The following is a 23,052-nucleotide window of genomic DNA, read 5'->3' as shown; positions in this document are numbered from 1 at the left end:
AAATTCTCCTAAAAACCCACAATTAAGCTTTCCGGAAAGTCCCTTTTTCATTTCAAATGGTAAACTTTTATCAATAAACAATTTCTTCTTAGATATATAAGATGTTGATTTATATTTATTTATGATAAAGTAATAAAATGCAAGTCGGTGTAAATCAACTTTTTTTTATAACTTCGCTACAAATGTTAGATTCATGAAACAAATTATATTTATTACTCTTTTTAGCTTTTTTATTTTAGGCTGTAAAGAAAAAAAACCTAAAAGCGACAAATTCCACATCGTAACCACGACTTCCATGATCACTGATCTGGTACAGAACATAGGCGGTGACAAAGTGGTTGTACAAGGTTTAATGGGTGCAGGCGTAGATCCGCACCTTTATAAAGCCAGTGAAGGCGATGTCTCCAAACTATTCAATGCCGATATGATTCTTTACGGCGGACTTCACCTGGAAGGAAAATTAGTAGAAGTTTTTGAGAAAATGCAAAAACAAAATATTAAGACCGTGGCAGTTTCAGACGCTTTAGATAAAAAAGATCTGATTGGTTCTACTCTTTTCGCTTCCAACTATGATCCTCACATCTGGTTTGATATTACGAATTGGGAAAAAATCACCGTTTTCGTCGCAGATCAATTGTCGGCAGCACGACCGGAATATAAAACTGTTTTTCAGGCTAATGCTCAAGAATATTTGAAAAAACTTAAAACTTTGAGGGAAGAAGTAGAAGCTGAAATCGCGACTCTTCCCTTGGACAAAAGGCGTTTGGTCACTGCACACGATGCGTTTTCTTATTTTGGCAGAGCATACCAATTTGAGGTCGTTGGTCTACAGGGTTTATCGACCGCGACTGAAGCTGGCGTTCAGGATGTTCAGAAAACGGCATCTTACATTATTGATCACAAAGTGAAGGCCGTTTTTATAGAAAGCTCTGTTCCGAAACGCACCGTAGAAGCTTTGCAGGCGGCGGTAAATTCTAAGAATCATAAGGTAATGATCGGTGGAACTTTGTTTTCCGACGCGCTTGGTAATCCTGGAACAGCGGAAGGAACGTATATCGGCATGTTTAAATTTAATGTTCACACCATTGTAAACGCCCTAAAATAATGGATAAAATAGCAGTTAAAATAGATGATCTCACGGTAGCCTACAACTACAAACCTGTTCTTTGGGATATCGATCTGCAAATTCCGGAAGGAGTTTTAATGGCGATTGTTGGACCGAATGGAGCCGGAAAATCGACTTTAATAAAAGCCATCCTGGGAATTCTGAAACCGCTCGCAGGCAGCGTAAAAATTTTTGATCAACCTTATGATTCACAGCGGAAGAAAGTCGCCTACGTTCCACAAAAAGGAAGTGTGGACTGGGATTTTCCCACAACCGCTCTAGATGTCGTGATGATGGGAACTTACGGTAATTTAGACTGGATCAAGCGCCCGAGAGAAAAGGAAAAAAAAGAAGCTTTGGAAGCTTTGGAAAAAGTAGGAATGCTCTCTTTTAAAGAGCGGCAAATCAGCCAACTGTCAGGTGGACAACAACAGCGTATTTTTTTAGCCCGAGCTTTGGTGCAGAATGCTGAAATTTATTTTATGGATGAACCCTTCCAAGGTGTTGATGCAACCACGGAAGTGGCCATTATCAATATTCTTAAAGAACTTCGGAAAGCCAACAAAACCGTTGTCGTGGTACATCACGACCTGCAAACCGTTCCCGAATACTTCGACTGGGTAACATTTCTTAACGTAAAAAAAATTGCGACCGGTCCTGTAAAAGACATTTTTAATGATGAAAATCTCACCAAAACTTACGGAATTAACTACAAAGTAAGTATTCAGAAATAAAATGGATATCCTAGAATACATCAAACTCGTTTTCAGTGATTATACGCTGCGCACCATTACTTTGGGAACTGCCATTTTAGGCGGAGTCACAGGAATGCTGGGCAGTTTCGCGGTTTTACGGAAACAGAGCTTATTAGGCGACGCCATTTCTCATGCCGCCTTGCCGGGAATCGCTTTGTCCTTTTTAATTACGGGTTCCAAAGACACGCATATTCTCTTAATTGGCGCATTAATCAGCGGGCTTCTGGGAACTTTTTGGATTCGGGGAATTACCACCAAAACTCACTTAAAATCAGATACCGCATTAGGATTGATACTTTCCGTCTTTTTCGGATTTGGAATGCTGCTCCTAACTTTTATTCAAAAACAACCCAATGCCAATCAAGCAGGATTAGATAAATACCTTTTCGGACAAGCTGCCACTTTAGTAGAAAGCGATGTCTGGTTAATGAGTATTGTCACAGGCTTATGCTTAATTGTATTGCTTCTTTTCTGGAAAGAATTTAAAATCTTGCTTTTCGATAAAGATTATGCGCATACCCTAGGCTTTAATACGAAGTTGATCGATGTTTTAATCACAAGTTTTATTGTGCTTGCCATTGTTTTAGGATTACAGACCGTGGGTGTTGTTTTAATGAGTGCCATGCTCTTAGCGCCCGCCGCAGCTGCCCGACAGTGGACAAACAGTTTAGGCTTGATGGTATTTTTAGCCGCGATTTTGGGTGCAAGTGCCGGAGTTTTCGGAACCGCAATTAGCTCAACGCAAAATAATTTATCTACAGGACCGGTGATTGTTTTGGTAGCATCTGTTTTCGTTCTGTTTTCTTTTATTTTTTCTCCAAAACGCGGACTCTTGTTTAAGCAGATCCGGTTAATAAAGAACCGCGACGATTTAGAACTGCAAAAGACTTTAGCTTTTATGTATCATATTGTGGAAGATCATGAAGACATTTCCCATCCACACGCCATCAAAATTCTAAATAATCTTCGGGGCTACAGCCGAAAAGCTTTGCGAAAACTGATTAATAAAAAGTATGTAGAAGTACACGGTGAAATGTGGAGCATGACTCCAAAAGGTGTAGAAGCTGCGACCAATATGTACAATCAAAATCTGAAAGATGAGTAGCGCACAATTAGAAATACAGCTTATCGCAAGCCTGGTTGCCATCGCCTGCGCCATACCCGGGACTTTCTTGGTTCTCCGGAAAATGGCGATGATCAGCGACGCCATCAGCCATTCTATATTACCGGGAATTGTAGTGGGATTTTTTATCACCCAAGATCTTAATTCGCCCTGGCTTATTTTATTGGCAGCTTTAACAGGAGTTCTCACGGTAGTTTTGGTAGAGAAAATTCAGCAGACAAAACTCGTGAAGGAAGACACCGCTATTGGGTTAGTTTTTCCTGCATTATTCAGTATTGGCGTTATCATGATCGCAAAATATGCCAATGATGTTCATCTGGATATTGACGCTGTGTTATTGGGGGAATTGGCATTTTCGCCTTTTGACCGACTTTATTATGATGGAATAGATCTCGGCCCCAAATCAATGTGGGTGATTGGAATAATATTACTTGTGACGCTCACACTCCTCTTTACTTTTTATAAAGAATTAAAAATCAGCACTTTTGATGCCGGACTTGCTACTTCACTGGGATTTTCTCCGGCGATTATTCACTATGGTCTTATGAGTGTCGCGTCAGTTACCACCGTCGGTGCATTTGATGCAGTGGGAGCTATTTTGGTGGTCGCTTTGATGATTGCGCCGGCCGCTTCTGCTTATTTACTTACATCAAACTTAACAAAAATGATTCTGTTGGCCTGCTTCTTCGGTGTGTTCAGTGCAATTTCCGGTTACTGGGCGGCAAACTATTTAGATGCCTCGATTGCGGGAAGTATTGCTACCATGTTGGGCATCGTGTTTTTAGCAGTTTATTTATTTGCTCCAAGTAAAGGATTAATTGCTGTACTATATCGTGAAAAACAACAAAGGATCGAAGTCTCTATAATTACTTTTATTCTACATCTTAAAAATCACAAAGAAAAAGAAGAACGTCACTTCAATCACCTCACCGACCATATTAACTGGCAAAAGGTTCGAAGTAAAACCGTGTTAAACTTAGGCCTCAAAAATAATTTATTCACTATTGATGACCACATCGTTTCATTAACTGAAAAAGGAAATGAGTTCACCACCAAAGCCATTGATTACATCATCACCAATGAAGATGCACAGATCGAGGACATGAAAGATGATTTCTTTTTATTTCGGGGATAAAAGGGTTCATAAAAGTAAGGGTTTACTTTTATGGAACATTAATTCGCCATTTACTTGCCCAGTTCAGCCATATATTTAATGATCGCCAGACGTGAATCGGACCGCGGATCTGAGACTGCGGTAATGGTCGGATAAATTTTAATGATATCAGGGTTATCCTTATTTAAAAAGGCCATATTTGCTTCACCTCCTGTCATTAAAAAATCTGCAAGCGCAACGTGATAAGATTTTGCAGGATCAATAGACCTCTCTTTCAACGTCCAGGTTTTTCTTGTTGTATCATAATTAACATCTGCTGAATATTGTAGAAAACCGCCGGACCCTACATTGTTACGACCCGCTTCCAAAACTTTAATTAAAAGGCTTCCCCGCATATCAACTTCCAAAATGGAGCCACCGTACGGTAATGTTCGAATGATATCATACTCAGTGATCGGCATTTGAAGAATATCATCCACGCGGATAGAACCGGAATTCAGAAGTACGACATCTGCAGTTGGTACCGCTTTTTCCATGGCCGATACTGCAATGCGGGTTAAATTGGTTTTACCGCTGCGAATCATTTCCTCCCGCCCATCCAAAGGTTCACCTCTATCTCGAATGATCCGTTTCGCATTAAAGCCGAGCGCTTCATAATTTTGCTCTCCAATGTCCATCCATTTTTTAACGACCAGTGCTGTAGCGGGATCTTCCGGAATCGCAGTATCAATCATTCGCAATTCAGGAATGACAGAAGTGGTTTTATTTTTCACATCGATCGTGAGGTGATTTACATACGCCGACTTCGCATTGGCGTGCGCTTTTGTAATGTATATTTTTCCTATTTTTTTGAACTGCATATCATGTTCATGTCCGCCCATGATCAGCGCTAAACCAGGAACTCGACGTGCTAAAATACTATCTTGCTCTACAGCCAAATGCGTAATCGCAACTACCGCATCGCAGGATTCTTTCAGTTCACTGTATAATTTTTCAGCGGCATTCAATTCATCTGTGTATGCAACGTAATCTGTTTTATTAAAGGGCAGCGTTAAGCCCATAAATCCAATTTTTGCTTGGGTTCCATCCTCATCCTGAACATTCATAATATAAGTTTCCGGAATAGATTCCTTCCCCGAAGAAGTGACTTTTTCAAAGGGAGCGACACCCGATTTCGTTTTGTGAAAAGTATTGGAGGCGATCCATTTAAAAGTGGATTCATTCATTCGGTCCTGCAATTCACTTTCTTTAATATCAAACTCATGATTTCCGAAGACCGCCCAATCTAAACCGGCAGAATTAAGGGATTCAACCATTTGTTTTCCGCGGATACTCTTTCCTTCATATTTCAAACTGTTATAAACAGATGGACTTAAGAAATCCCCTGCCATCACCAGGAAAGTATTCGGATTTTTAGCAAGTTCCTGCTTTTTCAAAGTTGCGACCCGTGCTACTCCACCCACCTTGCCGCCTTGCAAGGGAGCAATCTCATAAACATCATTGATTTGGACAAAAGTGACCGTAATTTTTCCGTCATCAACAACAGGAGGAGCAGAAGTTGTCAGGGTTTTACAGGATGATAAAAGGAGTAAAGAAATTAGGGTATAAAAAGAAAATTGCACTTTCATAATCAGTAGTTTGAGACACAAGTTATTACTAATTAAATGATTACCCAAATTAACCTTACATGAAATCTGGTATCAGTTTAAAATTATTCTGAAACTTATTTCTATTTTACTTAAAATAAAACGATCTTCAAATTTATTTTTGGATCTTTAAAGAAGCGATCGTTTCTTCAATGACCGCCAGACGATTTTCTAAAAGAATTTCTTTGGAACGAAGACTGTAATTAAAAACGTGTTCAATTTTCCAGATGCAAATTAAATCCTCAGGCAAGAGTTTTACATCTTCCACACCGTGATGATCAGCTTTTAAAATAAAATGCTGGTGATCTTTACTAAACCTCCGCAACAGCAATTCATCTTTAGTTAAGGCTACAACTAAATTATTTTCCTCAATATCCTCAACAATAATTTTTAACCCTACAACAATATCTTTCGGAAAAAATTCAACAAGTCCCCTGGTCATCGCTAAATCATCTACAGCAAAGGCAAGACGATTTTCAACTTCTACATAAGGCAGTTTAAGCTCTGACAGCTGAGCCAGATCAAATCCTACAGAATAATTTTTAATAAATTCCGACTTATTTTTTGGCAGAACACAGGGAATTCCTTCAAATTCAAAATCTTTAAAAAAATCACTTTCCACTGCCAAACGCTCATTAAACTTTAACAATTTATTGACCGTTAATTCAGAAATGAGTAAATCCTCCACTCCAATACTAAAATGATTAGCAATCCTGATTACTGTTTCCAGCTTGGGATTACTTCTGTTTTCTTCGTAAGCACCTAATGTACCGCGCTTTAAATCAAATATATCTGCAAATTGCTGCTGACTTAAACCATGAACACTTCGAATCTTTTTCAAATTTTTCCCAAATAGTAATAACATCTTGCTAATTATATTTGCATTATTAAAATTATTTTGTACATTTGTCTAGTGCACTTAGCAAATGTACTAAATTTTACTAAGCGTTTTAGTTTACAACCATATATTTTTAAGGGCTTTTAAAATTTTCTTTTTATGTATATTGGTATTCAAAATAAAACGATTTTTAACTCATAATAAATTAGAATATGAAAGACTACTATTCATTAATTAAAGGTTTCCTCCAAAATCTACAACTGGAAATAAAACAGGAGAATCAAAAGGAAGGAATATTTATCGTGAGCAACGAATCGGAAGGAATCATGAATCTCATCATTTGCGTGGCGCCACCCATTGTAATTTTTGAACAGTTTATCTTCGAAATTAAAGAGCCGGGAAATCACGTTTACAAATCACTTCTACAGAAAAATCGGGATATCATTCATGGCGCATTTGTATTGGATGATTCCGGTCGAAAGGTTATTTTTCGGGATTCTTTACAGGTGGAGAATCTGAATCAGAATGAATTTGAAGCCACCATTAATTCTCTAAGTGTTTTACTCAGCGAATATTCAGAACAAATTATTAATTTTTCAAAAAACAATTAATTATGCAATTTTTAAAGCGATTATTAAAAATAGGAACCGCGGAAGTACATTCTGCAATCGACGGAATTGAAGATCCAATCACCATGACCGAGCAAGGAATCCGTGATATGAGACAGGATCTGGACAAAAGCCTGGAAGCTTTAGCACAGGTAAAAGCCATGAGTATCCGGGCCAAAAATGAAGTACAGGAATACGCGGCAAAAGGCGAAGATTATAACGAAAAAGCCATGCTGATTTTGAAAAAAGCCCAGTCCGGTGATCTAGATTCTTCAGAAGCAGACCGTTTGGCGACAGAAGCTTTAATTAAAAAAGAAGAAGCCGCAGCGGGTCAGAAAAGAGCATTGGCAGATAAAGAGAAATTTGATTTAAATGTATCTCAAATGGAAAGCAACGTGCAGAACATCAAGCAAAATATTTCCAAATGGGAAAATGAGCTTAAGATTTTGAAATCCAGAGTAAAGGTTGCTGATGCCACAAAAACTTTAAATAAACAAATGGCCCAGATCGACAGCAACGGAACAGTAGCACTCCTGGAAAGAATGAAGGAAAAAGTTGCACAGGAAGAGGCATTATCTGAAGCATACGGAGATATTGCACACAATGCAAAATCAATAGATGAAGAGATCGATAAAGCCATTGATGTTTCTAAAACAAAAGCCAAAAGCGAGCTCGAGAAATTAAAAGAAGAATTGGGAATTACCCATTCCAAAGAATAAACTAAGACCTATGAAAGAACTTTTAGAACTTTCCTTTTCTCCTGTGAATGCATTTTTCAGCATCATGTCAATCATCATGGTTTTGTATTGGATAATGGTGATTATTGCAGGTCTGGATCCCGATTTATTCAGCATCGATTTTGATTCCGCAGATATGGAAACCAATTTCGATCATCATGGCAAAGACTTGCCCGACCGAGCAGAAACTTCTGAAGCCAGTGGTTTTATGAAAGTCCTTCAGTTCTTTAATTTTGATGAATTACCGCTGATGTTTGTTCTGACAATCATGTTTGTAAGCATGTGGTTTGTTAGCATCAACGTTACGTACTATCTTGGAATTGAAAGCACTTTGGTGGGTTTTCTTCTATTAATTCCTAACTTTATTTTGAGTCTTTTCATTGTTAAAATTTTCAGCAAACCCCTCGCCTATCTTTACCGTCAGGTCAATCACAAAGGCGAGCCCGAAATTGATTTTCTGGGAAGAAGGTGTGTTGTTTTCTCTACGCTTAATGATTTGAAAACGGGCCAGGTTCAACTCAACGTCAATGGCGACCCCATCCGACTCTCCGCCCGAAGCAACACGAGTGAAGAATTACTCGCAGGTCAACCGGCTGTGATTGTTGCCGAAAGCAAAGACAAAAAATATTATCTTGTAGAAAAATTTGACTACTGATTTTTAACCAGTCAAATTTTACTATTTTCACAAAATCTTTATCCATTTAAAAAACACCTTAATTAATACAAAATCATATGTTAGGAAACTCTTTACTTATTACTATGATCGCAACTATAGTGGTCATTATCGGACTTCTTGTTTGGATCGTCTCGATGTACAAAAAAATCATTCAGGGAAAAGTGATCGTGAGAACCGGAGCCGGCGGCACCAAAGTTTTCTACAACGCGGGTCTCGTAGTACCGGTTTTACACAAAATGGAAATCATGGATATTTCCGTGAAGAAACTGGATGTAGAACGCACAGGTGCCAACGGCTTGATTTGTAAAGACAACATCAGAGCGGATATTAAGGTTACTTTTTTTATTAAAATAAATAAATCCACAGCAGATATTATTAATGTAGCACAAACCATTGGTTGCGAAAGAGCTTCAGACATGGAAGTGCTGCGTACCTTATTCGATGCTAAATTTTCTGAAGCCCTTAAAACCGTTGGTAAAAAGTTTGACTTCATCGAACTCTACGAAGCAAGAAGTGAATTCCGTACAGAGATTATTTCCATCATCGGTACTGATCTGAACGGGTATATTCTGGATGATTGTGCGATTGATGATTTGGAACAGACACCGTTATCATACTTAAAAGCAGATAATATACTTGATTCTGAAGGGATTAAAAAAATCACAGAATTAACGGCAGCTCAAAATATTAAAGCAAATTTAATTAGACGGGACGAGGAAAAAACAATTCGCAAACAGGATGTGGAAGCCAAAGAAGCAATTTTAGCCCTGGACAAACAATTGGCAGAGAAAGATGAGCAACAGAAAAGAGAAATTGCAAACATCAAATCCAGAGAACTGGCGGAAACCTTAAAAGTTGCAGAAGAGGAAAGATTAAAATCTGAAACTGCGCGAATTAATACCTCAGAAAAAGTTGCGGTCGCAGAGGAAAACAAAGATCGTTTGGTAATCGTTGCCTTAAAAAACAAAGAAAGAACCGAAGCCGTAGAAACAGAAAGAGTGGAAAAAGACCGCGCTTTGGAACAAACCGAACGCGAAAGAATTGTGACCCTGGCACAAATTGAGAAAGACAAAGCCGTAGAGATTGAACGTAAAAACATTCAGGATGTCATTCGTGAAAGAGTGATGCTGGAAAAAGGTGTGGTTCAGGAGCAGGAAAACATGAAAGATATTGAAGCTTTCAAAACAGCCGACAGAGAGAAAAAAGTTGCCATTACTTTAGCAGAGAAGTCCAGTGAAGAATTATTTATCAAACGCATAAGAGCGGCAGAAGCTGAAAAAGAAGCAGCGGTACAAAAAGCAGCAGAAATCAACATCGATGCAGAAGCGCATATGGTGGCGAGTGAAAAAGAAGCGCAGGCCCGTAAGATTTTAGCAGAAGCAAAAGCAAAAGAAGATGCAACCTTTGGACTTTCTGAGGCACAGGTCATGCATGCAAAAGCCGATGCCAACGAACGTCAGGGAATCGTAGATGCGATAGTGGTTGAAAAAATGGCTATGGCTGAAGCGGCCGGAATGACGGCGAAAGCAACTTCCGCAAGAGATCTTGGATTTGCAGAAGCAGAGGTCATCCGCGAGAAAGCAATGGCAGAAGCAAAAGGCATCGAAGAGAAAGCAAATGCAATGAAAAAACTGGATGGCGTTGGAAAAGAACACGAAGAATTCAAATTGCGTCTTAATAAAGAACTCCAAGTGGATCTGGCACAAATTAATATCCAAAAAGATATCGCAGACGCTCAGGCGAACGTTATTGGGGAAGCGTTGAAAGCTGCGAAAATTGATATCGTTGGTGGTGAGACTATGTTCTTCGATCAGATCGTCGGACAAATTACGAAAGCTAAAGGCTTTGACCGTTTGGTAAACCATTCTGAACATATTACAGAAATTAAGGAATCCATTCTCGGAGACGGAAATATGGATGGTGGAAATCTTTTAGAAAAAATAAAAGGTTTCGCAGACAAATATGGAATTTCTTCAGAAGATATTAAAAACCTAACCGTTGCCGGTCTGCTTATCGAATTGCAAAAAAGAAGCAAAGATGAAAGCGAGCAAGGCTTATTCTCCAACTTAATGTCGATGGCTAAAAATCTTGGTCTGACTGACAAAAAATTAGGCTAAAAACTTCATTTAAATTCCTGCAGAATAAACAAAAATTCTGCAGGATTTTTTCGATTTGATCATTAAACATCAGGTTTTCTCACATTAACCACTACCTATACTTTTATAGAATGAATTCATTGGAAGGCGGCACTTACGAAATTATACAGAGTCGATTAGAGGCTCAAAAAAAGGATTTGATCGAACGGTTAAATTCACTCAACAGTGCACGTAAAGAAGTTTTCGGAAGTATCGAGACTAAGTTGATCGCTAACAAACGAATTGTCACTGAGAACAGCTGTACGCCGAGTGATATTGTAACGATTGGAAATCTGTCTATTTTTGGATACAACGTCTATTTTGGTTTGAGAACCGATATTAAAATCGAAGATGTTTTCAGTATTTACAAATATGAAAATGAAGAATTTAAGACTCAAAACCTTGACTTACTAGACGATGAAACGTTTCTTTTTGATTTTTTAAATTTATACAAATACTACCGCGATACCGAATTTAGAAAGTTCTTTATCTCCGGGAATTATCTGCACATGGTCTTTCAACTGAGTGATCGCACCTCAGATATTAAAACCTTTAAATGGCTGATTCGGGAAGATCACTTGGAATATATTGACAACCGAAGCGACCACGAATATAAATTCCCAAAACAGCATGATTTCCTTTGGCAGGAAGCGACCAGAGACATGCAGAAATATGGAAAATATCCGCATATTTCAATTCTTGATAAAGTTTTTGTAGAAACCATCGGTGGAACTTTAACCATTAAAATTGAAGATAATACGGAATCCGGAAAAGGTATTCTGGATGAAGATGTTGATTTTCCTGATCAAACTTTAGATGACGGCGATTATAAATTTGCGGACCTCGGAAACCTGATCGCTTTACAAATCAAACCTTTTCAGGAAGAACCGCGCTTCTTTGTTTATAACCATAAATTACAGGAAGTTCAGAAGATCGACAGCATTAAAGATGCCGCAATTCTCCTTCCCGACAATCATGGTTTAATTTTTTCCAACGGATATTATCTCCAAACGGGAGAATATAAAATATTTGAAAATACGCTGGAAGGCTTGAAATTTCAGGAGCGTATTGCTTCGCCAAATGGGGAAGATTTTATGTATGTTTTCTATGAGGAAACATCTGGTCAATATGTGCTGATTTCTTATAATCTGATCTCCCATGAAGTTAAAACTCCGATCATCTGCAATGGATTTACAATTCTAAATGAGGGTGAATTATGCTATTTTAAATCAGAAAATGAGCAGACTAAAAATCATGTCGTTCAGATCTGGCAAACTCCTTTTGTTAAAGGAGATCTGATTCCATCCGTTCACAAAGACAGTTTCATTTATAAAATTGGCAATAAAGACATTGTAAAAGCGATGGCTGACTCCAATTCGATCATCACACTTCTTAATAAAAATGACAATTACGATGGACTTTACAATGATTTAGCTAAACTGTCCCAGAATATTTTAGATGGCTATTACTGGATCGATTCCAAAGATACTTTCGAATTGAATCAGCCTCTTTTAGAAATTAAAAACACGGCAAATGCTGCGATTGACGAATTTGAAAAAGTAGTTCAACTTCGCTTACATGCGCAGGAAATTATTACTAAAACTCAGGAAAAAGCCAATAAACTTTTCAGTACCATAAAATCCTCGCCGCTCGATAATATTGATGTTTTCGTTAGCAATCTTGCACAGCTGCGTTCTTTACGTGGAGAAGTGATCAGCTTGAAAGAGGTTCGTTATGTTGACGAATCTTTCATTGAAAATCTGGAAAAAGAGATTGTTGAACAAACAGAACGCATCTCTCAATATTGCGTCACCTTTTTATTAGACGAAAAAGCGCTGGAACCTTATCACCTCAGAGTTCAGGAAAAACAGGCGGAAATTGAAGCGATCTCCAAAGTTGCAGAAGGTAAAAAACTGGAAGAGGAAGTCAATCAAATCACGACCGACCTGGAAATGCTGATCGACATCGTTTCCAATTTAAAGATCGACGACACTTCGCACGCAACCCAGATCATCAACAATATTTCTTTAATTTTTGCAACTTTAAATAAGGTAAAAGCAGAGATTAAAAATAAGATCGGTACTTTGGGCGGTGAGGAAGCCAAGGCAGATTTTGCCGCACAGATGAAACTGATCGACCAAAGTATCGTAAATGCCATCGACCGAGCAAATACGCCGGATAAAATTGCAGAATCTCTGAATAAAATGTCGGTTCAGTTAGAAGATCTGGAAGCACGGTTTGCCGATTACGAGGAATTCTCCGAATTGATCATTGAAAAGCGCGAAGAAATTTACACCGCTTTTGAAACCAAGAAAAACAGTTTGGTAGAAGCGAGAAATAAAAAAGCCATCTCCGTAGAAAATTCGTCTAAAAGAATCTTAAAAAGTGTCGCGAGTAAAGCCATGACCTTTAATTCTACAGAAGAAATCAATGGTTATTTTGCCTCAGATTTAATGATTTCTAAACTTCGTGAGCTTATAAAACAGTTAACTGATCTTGACGATGTTGGAAAAGCAGAATCCATCGAAACGGAATTAAAATCTGCGAAAGAAGATGCTCTCCGAAAGCTGAAAGATAAGCAGGAATTATACGAAGACGGCGAAAACATCATCAAACTCGGGAAGCATAAATTTGCGGTTAACAAACAGAATTTAGACTTGACAATTGTTTTTAAAGACGGCCAATTAAATTATCATTTGACGGGCACCGATTTTTATCAGCCTTTAAAAAGTGATATTCTAAATTCAGGTAAAAAATACTGGAATCAGGATCTTGTTTCAGAAAACAGTCAAATTTACAGAGCTTCGTTTTTAGCTTATAAAATATTTAAAAATTATCCTGTCGAAGAACTGACTTCGATGACCCCGGAAAAACTTCAGGCAGTCGTAGCCGATGAAACCTCCAAAAATTATTCGGAAGGTTATATAAAAGGCGTTCATGATGCGGATACTTTATTAATTTTAAAAACACTTTTAGAAAAACACAATGCATTAGGAATGCTTCGTTTTGATTCGAAAACGCGTGCCTTTGCACAATTCTTCTGGCAAAATTTAGAAACTGAAAAGCGGGAAACTTTAAATCAAAAAATGAAATCTGCAGGCGAAGTTTTAGAAACATTTCCAAAAAGCAGTCAGTTTGATTATATTTTAGATGATTTGGAAAAAGAATTTAAAATTTTTTCTGAAAATGTTGAAGTGGTAAAAAATGCGCAGATCGAGCCGGAATTGGTTGCCACTTATCTGTTTCAAGAGTTAATGAAAGATAATTCATTTGTGATCAGTCTCAAAGCAAAACAACTCGTTGAAGATTTTCAAAAAGTGCTTGCCGCGAAAAATACAGACCTCAAATTTAAACAGGGAATAGAAAAAGCCACCGATTTTGAGGCGAAAATTCAACTCGCATTTCAATGGGTTTCCTCTTACATTAAAGACTCAAAAACGGAAAACGATCTTGAATATGTATATGAGGTAATTGCGCTCTTACTGTTTCCACACGAAAGCAGTGAGAAAATAATTTCGGTAGATGCCGACGCGGATATTACTGGATTAGCGGGTTCACATTCAACCATTTTGGACGGAACTTTCCATTTCAATTACCACCGTTTTGTCAATTTGCTGAAAGAGTATTTCGAAATTGATGTGCCGGAATTTGAGCAGTTCAGAAATGAAAGACATCAACTTACGCTTCAGTTAAAAGAAAATTTGAGGCTGCATGAATTTGAGCCAAAAGTCCTGACTTCCTTTGTTCGAAACAAATTAATTGATCAGGTTTATTTACCCTTACCTGTTGTGCATTTAGCACAAATTAACTTTTAGTTTATTCAAACTTCTTTTGAAGACGAAAAAATTGAGGTATTGAATCATCGTAAAAGAAGTTATTTTCGACACTATCCTTGTCGCCAAACCTTGAAAGGTTTTTGCAAAGTTCACGTTTATTGTAAACTGGCCGCATAGTTGCGATATATTGGTTTCAATCCGTTTCCTTATGTTTGATTTTGTCCTTGAAAACTCTACAAAACCATGCTGGTTTTTCCTCATCGGGACCGAAAGATTTATCTTGGAATAGTTGAATAAATCTACTTGAAATTTTTTACTGATATATCCTCTGTCCCCGATCAATAAACAGTTTTTAAAGTTTTCCTTAATATCCTTGAGGTAATTTACATCATGAACATTTGCAGGGGTGAAATCAAAAGAGTGAAAGATTCCATTCTTGTCACAAACCGCATGAAGTTTATAGCCAAAATACCTTGACTTCTGCGCGGCACAATATCCAAACGAAGGTTTGATATCATCTGTGGAACAAATTGCCGAACGGTTTGCACGACTGAATTTACATATTTCAATCGGTGTTGAATCAACAATGAAGACATCGCTGAAATCAGAAAATTTACCGCTTAAGGTCTCCCTTATTTTTTCAATATATGGAAAAAGCCTCCTCCTTCTTTTATTGTAGACGCTCCTCTCGATCTTCCCATCCAAATCGGTTCCCGAAATACATCTAAACAACTGTAATTCAGAGTTAATGGACATGTATTCAGCGGTAATATTAAGTGCCACAAGTTCCAAGTCAGACATTTTCGGGAGTCTGATCTGCTTATTTGACTTAATATGTTTACAGGTTGCTGTCAATTCTTTTAAAATAATTTCGTAGTTTTGAATGAGATTGTTCATGTATTTAAATGACTTGGTAATCAATTAAATATACGATTTTTTAATCAAATGGACAATCTTTTTTCCTTTCAATTTCTAAATGCACAACAGGTTACCCTTATTTGGAGATAATCTCGCAAAACAATTGGGCAGCGCCGGAGATGACCGACGAACCGACCGTTCCGGAATGTTACTTTTGGTTTCGCCTCCGGGTTATGGGAAAACGACTTTGATGGAATATCTGGCCAACCGATTAGGTTTGGTTTTCGTGAAAATAAACGGACCCGCAATCGGTCATGATATCACTTCTGTAGATCCGGAATCTGCCACAAATTCTGCCGCCAGAGAAGAATTAAAAAAGCTGAATTTAGCGCTGGAGATGGGAAATAACGTCATGCTTTATATCGACGATATTCAGCATTGCAATCCGGAATTTTTACAAAAATTTATTTCCCTGGCAGATGGCACCCGAAAAATGGAAGGCGTTTACAATGGGAAACCGAAAACATACGACATGAAATCGAAGAAGTTTTGTGTGGTTATGGCCGGAAATCCCTACACGGAAACCGGCGAAAAATTCCGAATCCCGGACATGCTTGCCAACCGGGCAGACATTTATAATCTGGGTGATGTGATTGGCAACACGACCGATCTTTTTAAGCTCAGTTTGATTGAAAACTCCCTGACTTCACATCCGCTTTTGACGCAGTTGGCTTCTAAAAATCCGGAAGATCTGTATCCTTTAATTCAGATGGCAAAAACCGGAAAGAAAGAGGGTTTTGAATTAAAAGGCAATCATTCCAAACAGGATATTGAGGCTTATATTGCTGTTTTGGATAAAGTGATTAAAGTCAGAAATGTTCTATTAAAGGCGAATGCCGCTTACATTGCCTCCGCTGCGATGGAAGATTCTTACCGCGTTGAACCACCGTTTAGGCTGCAAGGTTCATATCGGGACATGAATAAACTTGTTTCGAAAATCGTTCCCATGATGAACGATGAAGAAATCAACACTATCCTGCTCTCCCATTATCAAAACGAAACGCAAACCCTGACGAATGCTGCGGAAGCAAATCTTTTGAAGTTTAAGAAAATGACCAATATGATGACTTCAGAGGAGTCTGATCGTTGGGACGAAATTAAAGCAACTTTTCTCAAAAATAATAAATTGAAAGCTTTCGGCGATGCGAATAATATGGCACAGGTTTTATCTCAAATCACCGAATTCACCGATCATATTGAAGGAATTAAAGAAATATTAAAACAGGGATTCGGAAAGTAAATTTCTGTTGGAGAAGCTGATCGCGCTATCTGTTTCAATCCCTTGTTGCAGCTCTTTTTTTCTGAAAACACAAAAAGGAGCTTCCGTTGGTCGCTCTTTTGGCGTTAGAAAAAATAGACCTGCTGCCTGCGGGATTTCCACTCCTATCACGGCTAGAAGATGGGTTTGCATTTTAAAGATGGGGTACAAATAGAAATTATAACCCTAAAAGCGAATCACAAAAAATCTTCCCAAGTTTAGAAAAAAAGCAAGGCTTTAAATTTAATTATATATGTCAGCAGCAACACGATACGTATTCGTATGCGCTTCAATGATTGTTTTTATTTCAGGAGAATAACCTCCGCCCATACTGACTTGTACTGGAATTTGCAATTTCTTACAGTTCGATAAAACAATTTCATCTCTCCTCTTACAGCCTTCCACAGAAACACTCAAATTTCCCAGTTTATCAGATTCCAGAATATCAACGCCGCTTAAATAAAATATAAAATCAGGCTTTTCCTGATCGATCAATTTCGGAACATACTCATTGATCAATTTCAAATATTCATCGTCAGCAGTTCTATTAGGAAGTCCAATATCTAAATCAGAAACTTCTTTACTGAACGGATAATTGGTTTGACCATGCACCGAAAATGTAAATACATTAGAGTTATGCTGAAAAATTTCTGCCGTTCCATTTCCCTGATGCACATCTAAATCGATGATCAAGATCTTACTTGCCAATTTTTCCTCTAATAAATAATTCGCTGCTATTGCCTGATCGTTCAACATACAAAACCCTTCTCCCCGATTCGTAAACGCGTGATGAGTGCCGCCCGCGATATTGAAGGCAACTCCAGTTTCAAATGCTTTCTCACAGCCTATAATTGTTCCTTGTGCAATTCTTAACTCCCTTTCAATTAATGCTGCAGATAAGGGAAAACCAATTTTTCGCTGCGCTCTGGCATCAAGTGTTAAATCTAAAAGAGAATCCACATAATCTTTATCGTGAACGGCGTAGATATATCGCAAATCAGCACGGTCAGGCGCGAAGAAATCACTTTCTTCCGCAATACCTTCCAACAATAATTGTTGAGGCAATAATTCATACTTCAACATGGGGAATTTGTGACCTTCCGGCAAAGGATGTTTATAGATGGGATGAAAAGCGATGGGCAGCATTTGAGCGTTGAATATTATTTTTTATTGTAAAAAACTTTGAATGACATAACCGGCAGTTTATCTTTGCTTTATATCTATATAAATAATCGCAGAAAAATAGTGCTGGCAAAAGCTCAAAGTAACCAATTCTACGGCGAACATCTTGCTTCAAATTGTAGTGTATTTGCTTATTTAGCCAGTATTTCATTGATAAGCTTAATCATTTCTTTATTTCCGCTAAACTAAGTATTGCTACATTTTCTTAAGGGAAAAGTGAACCCTTTCGAACTAAAATCTGCTATTTCTTTATTCCGGTAAATTCATAATTCTGCTTTTGAAATTTTCTAATTTTATCACATAGTACTGAATAGACATTAAAAGCCAGAGAATAAAAACAAAATAGAAAGGAATGAAATTTATAGAAGAAATAAGTGATTGCAGATAGAAAAAAACAAACGATGAAATGATGCTCATAATGAAGTTATAAATGATTGCATTTTTTAAACTCATCACTAATAAACCGGTCAAAAAGTTCCAACCCACTAATTTATCAGAAATTTTTATTTTAGTAGTTTCGGATAAATCAATCATCACTTTTTGTGAAAAATCCAGTTTCACTTCTATGACCTGATTTTTTACAGAATAACGATAATCAAACTTTTCAAGAAAATTTATGATTTTTTCTCGTTCCATATTTTTTTCATTTTAAAATTTTGTTCAGCGATTGCACAATTCCGTTTGTAGATTTCGATTACAACAAGCTTTTGTAAATATAACAAATTGAATTATTACCATAAAATTTTGATGAAGAGAACTTCGACTTTACTTGTATAAAAAATGTCAAAGTGAATTGTCTTACAATTAAAGTACCCAATACTAATTAACAATTTATCAGAATGATTCGTTTTGAAATACTTCTATTTAAAACCATTAACCTTCTTTTGATAACTTTCTCTTTGTCATAATAGCATCAACAAATATCCTAGGATTGAACCGCCCAAAACAATAAATGCACTGTTTACTTTTCGATAGCGAAACGTCAACGCAATACTTAAAATTGCAATTAAAATCGTTCGCCAATCATTAACCGAATCTTTACACATCGCAAAACACACGGAAATAATGATGGCAACCGAGGCTATATTTACGGCATCTAAAAAGGCTGAAAACAAAACAGAACTTCGCATTTTTTTTACCAAAGGATTCAGGAAAGCCACAAAAACAAATGACGGCAGAAAAATAGCAATCGTCGAAATTACTGCACCCGACAGACCGTTGATTTGATAACCAATAAATGTTACGGAGGAGAAAACGGGTCCGGGCGTAAACTGTACTGCCGCAATCGCATCGATTAATTGTTGTCGCGTGGTCATTCCGGTTGAAACGCTTTCGGTATCGATGAACGCAAGCAGCACATAACCGCTGCCGTAAAGTATGGCACCGATTTCCAGAAGGATCCAGAAGAGTTTTGAATAGGTAGCGAACAGGAAACAGTATTTACGATTTCTATCAAAGTAAATCGAGGAAATAATGTTCGTTCAACTACTACTTTCATCTTGCATCATGGCAATATGTGCAGCCGGACCGCCGAAACCGATAATTCTTAATTTTAGAAAAAGTTTTGCAATTCCTTTTAAGTTTTCATCAACCTTCACCAAAAAATAATTCAATTCTCAGCCCTATTTTTTTTCAAGTTGATTTCTAAAATCCTGATTGCTTAAGGGAGGTTGATCGGGAATTTTCACCACATTAAATTCAAACTCAGTTTTACGATGACAGGTATTACAGGTATTGGTGAGTGAAATAAAACTGTTTTTAAAAAGTTTTGGATCTTGTTTTTCGATTGCGATGTCCAAATTATCTAAGGCTGGATTAAGCATATCAATCATTTCGCTTTCCTTTCTATCCTTCTGATATTTTTTAATATTAACAATGGCTTCCATGATTTCATGAATTTCAAAGTCAGCCAGTTTCCAGTTTTCATTTTGCCCTGCAAACCAAAGTTTATTGTGATGAACCTGAATTCCGCTCATAAATTCACCGAAACCAGGTTTATAACTCTCTGCCACTTTTTTTTCCAAACTATCAACTCGCTTTTGTAAAGCCTGAATTTGATCGCTCTGTTTATTACAGGAAATCAGAGCGACTACAAATAAAATTGGAATAATCTTTTTCACGATTTTATTTTTTAATGATGAAATATGGATCGTAAATTTCTACTGATTTTTAAATCGAAAAGTTTTATTTATAATTTATTAAAAGGCTTTCAAAAGAATAATTTTCAATTGTAAACCTTTTTGCAACGGTTAAACATTAACACCGAACAGATAACCTACGAATGCAGATAATCCCATGGCAATCTGTCCCCAAATTGTCACTCTTAAAATAGCTTTCCCAATATTTGAACCACCCGTTTTTGCTGCCAAAGTGCCCAATAAAATCAGGGAAATAATCGTGAAACCATAGAGCCAATACTCCATGCCTTTCAGTGGCGCAAACAGGACTACCAAAAGCGGTAAAACTCCACCCGCTACAAAAGAACTTCCGGACGCCAAAGCGCCCTGAATAGGATGAGCCTGACTGATTTCGTTAATGCCTAATTCATCCCGGACATGCGCACCTAAAGCATCAACTTTCGTTAATTCTAAGGCAACTTGCATGGAAGTTTCTTTTTTCAAACCTCGTTGCTCGTAAATTTTCGCCAACATATGCAGCTCCGCTTCCGGCATTTCTAATAATTCCTGCTTCTCTCTTTCAATATCTGCCGTTTCAATATCGGTTTGAGAACTTACAGAAACATATTCTCCCGCCGCCATCGAAAGTGCTCACGCAACCAAAGCAGCGACCGTTGCTAAAACAATGGGTTCCGTGGTGGAACTTGCAGCGGCCACACCAATGGCTAAACTGGAAACAGAAATTATTCCGTCATTGGCGCCGAGAACTGCGGCTCTTAACCAATTACTGCGGTGAATGTAATGCGAATCTAGGTAGGTATCGAGGTTTGCCATTTTATTTTTAATTTATTAAAAAGATTAATGTTTATTAATAAAAAAGTTATTCAAAGAGAAGTCTAAAAAACGCATTGTGGTCGAATTACTATTTTAATTCGATTTCAAAAAAGCAGACATCTGCATTATGATAATGGGCTTGCAATCCCGATGAATCTTTTAATTTTTTCATTCCTAAAAATTCAAATCCACAATTTTTATAATGATTAATCAGGCGATCGTTTTGTCCGCAGGTATCCATTCTAATGAATTTTTTATTTTCTTTTTTAGCAAAATCTTTAGACCAATCGGCAATCATCTGAACAAAATTATTTCCTCTAAACTCTGGATTTGTAGCGATGCGGTGAATGTAAATTGCATCATTATTTTCCTTCTCTTCCCAAATATCCGCATCATTATAAGTGATTGCCCAGATACAGGCAATTTTATTGTCGATGACTATTTTGAACTGTCTGTTCTCAATCACTTCAGTTGCGATAAAATCCCGGTCAAATTCCGGCCACAGGTTTTCAGGAAATTGTATTTTTTGAAAATCTCTGGCGAGTTGATAGAGTCTGAAAATTTCCGTAATATCATCCAAATTACTGTTCGTTATTGTCATAGCTTGATGTAAAATTTAACTTCTTATCGTAAAGATAATTAAAACCTGTACAAGAGTTCAATTTCTTCGACTCAGTAAACATTCAGACCTGGAAAATAGATTTCACGTCAACAAAAAAAGCGACTCTTTCAAGTCGCTTTTACATTTTTATTCTTTACATGAAATTATATGGTCATCGAAAAAATACGGGTTTCCGGTTTATTTCGCATCATTCTTAAATCAAAAGTCATGGCAACATTTCTAGTGAAGGCCCGACCTTTTTCAGTGATTTTTATAGTATTATTTGATATTTCCACCAAACCATCAGCTTCCATTTCTTTCAATGCTTCTAAAGCATTTTCTATTTCCGGGAAACTGGTTTGTAGATCCCAAGAGGTTTCTAAACGACACATTAAATTTAAAATATGCTGTCTGATCACCAAGTCTTCTTCATTCAAAATATGACCTTTGACCACCGGAATAATTCCTTCTTCTACAATCTTCTGATACTCTTCTACAGTTTTATTGCTTTGGGCAAATGCATACCAAGAATCTGAAATTGCCGACATTCCCAAACCAACCATTAATTTGGTTTTACTGGAAGAATAACCCATAAAATTACGGTGAATATCTCCTGAAATCATCGACTGGTAAAGATCGTCGTGTGGCAAAGCAAAGTGATCCATTCCTACTTCGATATACCCTAATTCTTCTAACAATTTTTTTCCGTTTTCATACAACTTACGTTTTTCTTCACCACTTGGCAAATCATTTTCGTCGAAACCTCTTTGTCCAACGCCTTTAATCCAAGGAACGTGTGCATAAGAATAAAAAGCCAAACGGTCTGGTTTCAATTCTAAAGTTTTACGGATCGTAAATTCCATTTTCTCCCAAGTATGAAAAGGTAAGCCGAAAACTAAATCGTGAGAAACGCCTTCATAACCTATTTCACGCGCCATTTCTGTCACGTTCTTTACGTTTTCAAAAGGCTGAATTCTGTTGATGGCTTTCTGAACTTTCGGATCGTAATCCTGAACGCCAAAACTGGCACGTCGGAAACCTAAATCATATAAAGTCTGCAAATGGTCTCTCGTAGTATTATTCGGATGTCCCTCAAAAGAAAACTGTGGATTTTCAGCTATTTCTGCTTTTGCAAAAATACCTTCCAATAATATTCTCAAATTTTCAGGAGAGAAAAAGGTCGGAGTTCCGCCTCCTAAATGAAGTTCCTTAATTTTTGGAGTTCTGCCGAAAAGTTTCACATACAGATCCCATTCTTTTAAAACACTTTCTAAATATGGAGTTTCTACAGAATGCTGTTTGGTAATTCTTTTGTGACAGGCGCAAAACGTACAAAGTTGCTCACAAAATGGCAAGTGGATATAAATTGAAATCCCTTCGGAATCATTAGTTTCATTAAAAGTTCTGAGGACAGATTGTTGCCAAAGATCGCTCGTGAAACTGGCGTCATCCCAAAAAGGAACGGTTGGATAAGACGTATATCGAGGTCCGGGAATATTATATTTATCGATTAAAGAATTCATTTCTTACTTTTTTTTACAAAGATTTCTGAAATTCATTTTGAAATTTCGTTTTGCAAAAATACAAAATAAGTTAGGAGTGGTCGAATTATGAGATAGAACTTGTACA

The 23,052-nt window shown here is 37.3% G+C and carries 19 protein-coding genes and 3 pseudogenes; 10 read left to right on the top strand and 12 right to left on the bottom strand.

Annotation, left to right across the window (positions count from 1 at the left end; translation table 11 throughout):
- The first annotated feature begins 193 nt into the window (after positions 1 to 193).
- From EIB73_RS00630 to EIB73_RS00615, 4 genes are read left to right on the top strand one after another with little or no spacing between them, the layout of a single operon-like run.
- Complete coding sequence (locus tag EIB73_RS00630) at positions 194 to 1,105, top strand: metal ABC transporter solute-binding protein, Zn/Mn family (protein ID WP_125021641.1); 912 nt, start codon at positions 194 to 196, stop codon at positions 1,103 to 1,105.
- Positions 1,105 to 1,839 (top strand): metal ABC transporter ATP-binding protein, encoded by a 735-nt coding sequence (locus tag EIB73_RS00625; protein ID WP_125021639.1) that lies wholly within the window; start codon positions 1,105 to 1,107, stop codon positions 1,837 to 1,839. The genes EIB73_RS00630 and EIB73_RS00625 overlap by 1 nt, the downstream gene beginning before the upstream one ends.
- Before the next feature lies 1 nt (position 1,840).
- Entirely contained in the window at positions 1,841 to 2,965 is a 1,125-nt protein-coding gene (locus EIB73_RS00620; RefSeq protein WP_125021637.1) for a metal ABC transporter permease, read from the top strand.
- Positions 2,958 to 4,118, top strand: a complete 1,161-nt coding sequence (locus tag EIB73_RS00615; protein ID WP_125021635.1) for a metal ABC transporter permease — start codon at positions 2,958 to 2,960, stop codon at positions 4,116 to 4,118. The genes EIB73_RS00620 and EIB73_RS00615 overlap by 8 nt, the downstream gene beginning before the upstream one ends.
- 50 nt (positions 4,119 to 4,168) lie before the next feature.
- On the opposite strand, the gene EIB73_RS00610 is transcribed toward EIB73_RS00615, so the two are convergent.
- A complete protein-coding gene (locus EIB73_RS00610) occupies positions 4,169 to 5,725 on the bottom strand; it encodes a bifunctional metallophosphatase/5'-nucleotidase (protein WP_125021633.1) in 1,557 nt (518 codons plus the stop codon).
- Positions 5,726 to 5,858: 133 nt separating this feature from the next.
- Positions 5,859 to 6,608, bottom strand: coding sequence for a helix-turn-helix transcriptional regulator (locus EIB73_RS00605; RefSeq protein ID WP_125021631.1), 750 nt, complete (start codon positions 6,606 to 6,608; stop codon positions 5,859 to 5,861).
- Positions 6,609 to 6,793: 185 nt separating this feature from the next.
- On the opposite strand from EIB73_RS00605, the gene EIB73_RS00600 reads away from it, so the two are divergent.
- From EIB73_RS00600 to EIB73_RS00580, 5 genes are all read left to right on the top strand, one after another.
- Positions 6,794 to 7,192 carry a type III secretion system chaperone family protein gene (locus tag EIB73_RS00600; RefSeq protein ID WP_125021629.1) on the top strand — a complete coding sequence of 133 codons (399 nt, stop codon included), beginning with the start codon at positions 6,794 to 6,796 and terminating at the stop codon, positions 7,190 to 7,192.
- Positions 7,193 to 7,194: 2 nt separating this feature from the next.
- Complete coding sequence (locus tag EIB73_RS00595) at positions 7,195 to 7,908, top strand: PspA/IM30 family protein (protein ID WP_125021627.1); 714 nt, start codon at positions 7,195 to 7,197, stop codon at positions 7,906 to 7,908.
- Positions 7,909 to 7,918: 10 nt separating this feature from the next.
- On the top strand, positions 7,919 to 8,581 hold the full coding sequence (locus EIB73_RS00590; protein WP_125021625.1) for an OB-fold-containig protein: 663 nt from the start codon (positions 7,919 to 7,921) through the stop codon (positions 8,579 to 8,581).
- A gap of 104 nt (positions 8,582 to 8,685) precedes the next feature.
- Positions 8,686 to 10,719: a flotillin family protein gene (locus tag EIB73_RS00585; protein ID WP_228411255.1), complete on the top strand. Its 2,034-nt coding sequence runs from the start codon at positions 8,686 to 8,688 to the stop codon at positions 10,717 to 10,719.
- A 110-nt stretch (positions 10,720 to 10,829) separates the two neighbouring features.
- Positions 10,830 to 14,552: a DNA repair ATPase gene (locus tag EIB73_RS00580; RefSeq protein WP_125021621.1), complete on the top strand. Its 3,723-nt coding sequence runs from the start codon at positions 10,830 to 10,832 to the stop codon at positions 14,550 to 14,552.
- Here EIB73_RS00580 and EIB73_RS00575 read toward each other — a convergent pair.
- The gene (locus tag EIB73_RS00575; RefSeq protein ID WP_125021619.1) at positions 14,532 to 15,410 is read right to left on the bottom strand and encodes an IS982 family transposase; all 879 of its coding nucleotides are present in this window, start codon (positions 15,408 to 15,410) and stop codon (positions 14,532 to 14,534) included. The genes EIB73_RS00580 and EIB73_RS00575 overlap by 21 nt on opposite strands.
- A 94-nt stretch (positions 15,411 to 15,504) precedes the next feature.
- On the opposite strand from EIB73_RS00575, the pseudogene EIB73_RS00570 reads away from it, so the two are divergent.
- Positions 15,505 to 16,671: pseudogene (locus EIB73_RS00570) on the top strand (ATP-binding protein); the annotation flags it as partial.
- On the opposite strand, the gene EIB73_RS00565 reads toward EIB73_RS00570, so the two are convergent.
- From EIB73_RS00565 to hemN, 9 genes and pseudogenes are all read right to left on the bottom strand, one after another.
- Entirely contained in the window at positions 16,648 to 16,842 is a 195-nt protein-coding gene (locus EIB73_RS00565) for a hypothetical protein (protein WP_125021615.1), read from the bottom strand. The pseudogene EIB73_RS00570 and the gene EIB73_RS00565 sit on opposite strands and share 24 nt — an antisense overlap.
- A 90-nt stretch (positions 16,843 to 16,932) precedes the next feature.
- Entirely contained in the window at positions 16,933 to 17,835 is a 903-nt protein-coding gene (locus tag EIB73_RS00560) for a histone deacetylase family protein (protein ID WP_125021613.1), read from the bottom strand.
- A gap of 285 nt (positions 17,836 to 18,120) precedes the next feature.
- Entirely contained in the window at positions 18,121 to 18,507 is a 387-nt protein-coding gene (locus EIB73_RS00555) for a hypothetical protein (protein ID WP_125021611.1), read from the bottom strand.
- A gap of 266 nt (positions 18,508 to 18,773) precedes the next feature.
- A pseudogene (locus tag EIB73_RS00550) lies at positions 18,774 to 19,292 on the bottom strand (chromate transporter); the annotation flags it as partial.
- A 60-nt stretch (positions 19,293 to 19,352) separates the two neighbouring features.
- Positions 19,353 to 19,484, bottom strand: a complete 132-nt coding sequence (locus EIB73_RS15260) for a hypothetical protein (protein WP_262706706.1) — start codon at positions 19,482 to 19,484, stop codon at positions 19,353 to 19,355.
- 9 nt (positions 19,485 to 19,493) lie between these two features.
- Positions 19,494 to 19,991 (bottom strand): hypothetical protein, encoded by a 498-nt coding sequence (locus EIB73_RS00545; RefSeq protein ID WP_125021606.1) that lies wholly within the window; start codon positions 19,989 to 19,991, stop codon positions 19,494 to 19,496.
- 129 nt (positions 19,992 to 20,120) lie between these two features.
- A pseudogene (locus EIB73_RS00540) lies at positions 20,121 to 20,822 on the bottom strand (VIT1/CCC1 transporter family protein).
- A gap of 88 nt (positions 20,823 to 20,910) precedes the next feature.
- Positions 20,911 to 21,423, bottom strand: a complete 513-nt coding sequence (locus EIB73_RS00535) for a GNAT family N-acetyltransferase (RefSeq protein WP_125021604.1) — start codon at positions 21,421 to 21,423, stop codon at positions 20,911 to 20,913.
- A gap of 164 nt (positions 21,424 to 21,587) precedes the next feature.
- Entirely contained in the window at positions 21,588 to 22,946 is a 1,359-nt protein-coding gene (gene hemN / locus EIB73_RS00530) for an oxygen-independent coproporphyrinogen III oxidase (RefSeq protein ID WP_125021602.1), read from the bottom strand.
- Positions 22,947 to 23,052 lie beyond the last annotated feature (106 nt).

It is taken from the genome of Kaistella carnis (assembly GCF_003860585.1).
In the GTDB taxonomy this organism is placed as follows: domain Bacteria; phylum Bacteroidota; class Bacteroidia; order Flavobacteriales; family Weeksellaceae; genus Kaistella; species Kaistella carnis.
This window is presented reverse-complemented; position numbering and strand designations above follow the sequence as displayed.

What these genes read in the sequence shown, in the direction of transcription:
- EIB73_RS00630 (WP_125021641.1), top strand. Translation starts at nt 194, where the DNA reads ATGAAACAAATTATATTTATTACTCTTTTTAGCTTTTTTATTTTAGGC.
- EIB73_RS00625 (WP_125021639.1), top strand. Translation starts at nt 1,105, where the DNA reads ATGGATAAAATAGCAGTTAAAATAGATGATCTCACGGTAGCCTACAAC.
- EIB73_RS00620 (WP_125021637.1), top strand. Translation starts at nt 1,841, where the DNA reads ATGGATATCCTAGAATACATCAAACTCGTTTTCAGTGATTATACGCTG.
- EIB73_RS00615 (WP_125021635.1), top strand. Translation starts at nt 2,958, where the DNA reads ATGAGTAGCGCACAATTAGAAATACAGCTTATCGCAAGCCTGGTTGCC.
- EIB73_RS00610 (WP_125021633.1), bottom strand. Translation starts at nt 5,725, where the DNA reads ATGAAAGTGCAATTTTCTTTTTATACCCTAATTTCTTTACTCCTTTTA.
- EIB73_RS00605 (WP_125021631.1), bottom strand. Translation starts at nt 6,608, where the DNA reads ATGTTATTACTATTTGGGAAAAATTTGAAAAAGATTCGAAGTGTTCAT.
- EIB73_RS00600 (WP_125021629.1), top strand. Translation starts at nt 6,794, where the DNA reads ATGAAAGACTACTATTCATTAATTAAAGGTTTCCTCCAAAATCTACAA.
- EIB73_RS00595 (WP_125021627.1), top strand. Translation starts at nt 7,195, where the DNA reads ATGCAATTTTTAAAGCGATTATTAAAAATAGGAACCGCGGAAGTACAT.
- EIB73_RS00590 (WP_125021625.1), top strand. Translation starts at nt 7,919, where the DNA reads ATGAAAGAACTTTTAGAACTTTCCTTTTCTCCTGTGAATGCATTTTTC.
- EIB73_RS00585 (WP_228411255.1), top strand. Translation starts at nt 8,686, where the DNA reads ATGATCGCAACTATAGTGGTCATTATCGGACTTCTTGTTTGGATCGTC.
- EIB73_RS00580 (WP_125021621.1), top strand. Translation starts at nt 10,830, where the DNA reads ATGAATTCATTGGAAGGCGGCACTTACGAAATTATACAGAGTCGATTA.
- EIB73_RS00575 (WP_125021619.1), bottom strand. Translation starts at nt 15,410, where the DNA reads ATGAACAATCTCATTCAAAACTACGAAATTATTTTAAAAGAATTGACA.
- EIB73_RS00565 (WP_125021615.1), bottom strand. Translation starts at nt 16,842, where the DNA reads ATGCAAACCCATCTTCTAGCCGTGATAGGAGTGGAAATCCCGCAGGCA.
- EIB73_RS00560 (WP_125021613.1), bottom strand. Translation starts at nt 17,835, where the DNA reads ATGCTGCCCATCGCTTTTCATCCCATCTATAAACATCCTTTGCCGGAA.
- EIB73_RS00555 (WP_125021611.1), bottom strand. Translation starts at nt 18,507, where the DNA reads ATGGAACGAGAAAAAATCATAAATTTTCTTGAAAAGTTTGATTATCGT.
- EIB73_RS00535 (WP_125021604.1), bottom strand. Translation starts at nt 21,423, where the DNA reads ATGACAATAACGAACAGTAATTTGGATGATATTACGGAAATTTTCAGA.
- hemN (WP_125021602.1), bottom strand. Translation starts at nt 22,946, where the DNA reads ATGAATTCTTTAATCGATAAATATAATATTCCCGGACCTCGATATACG.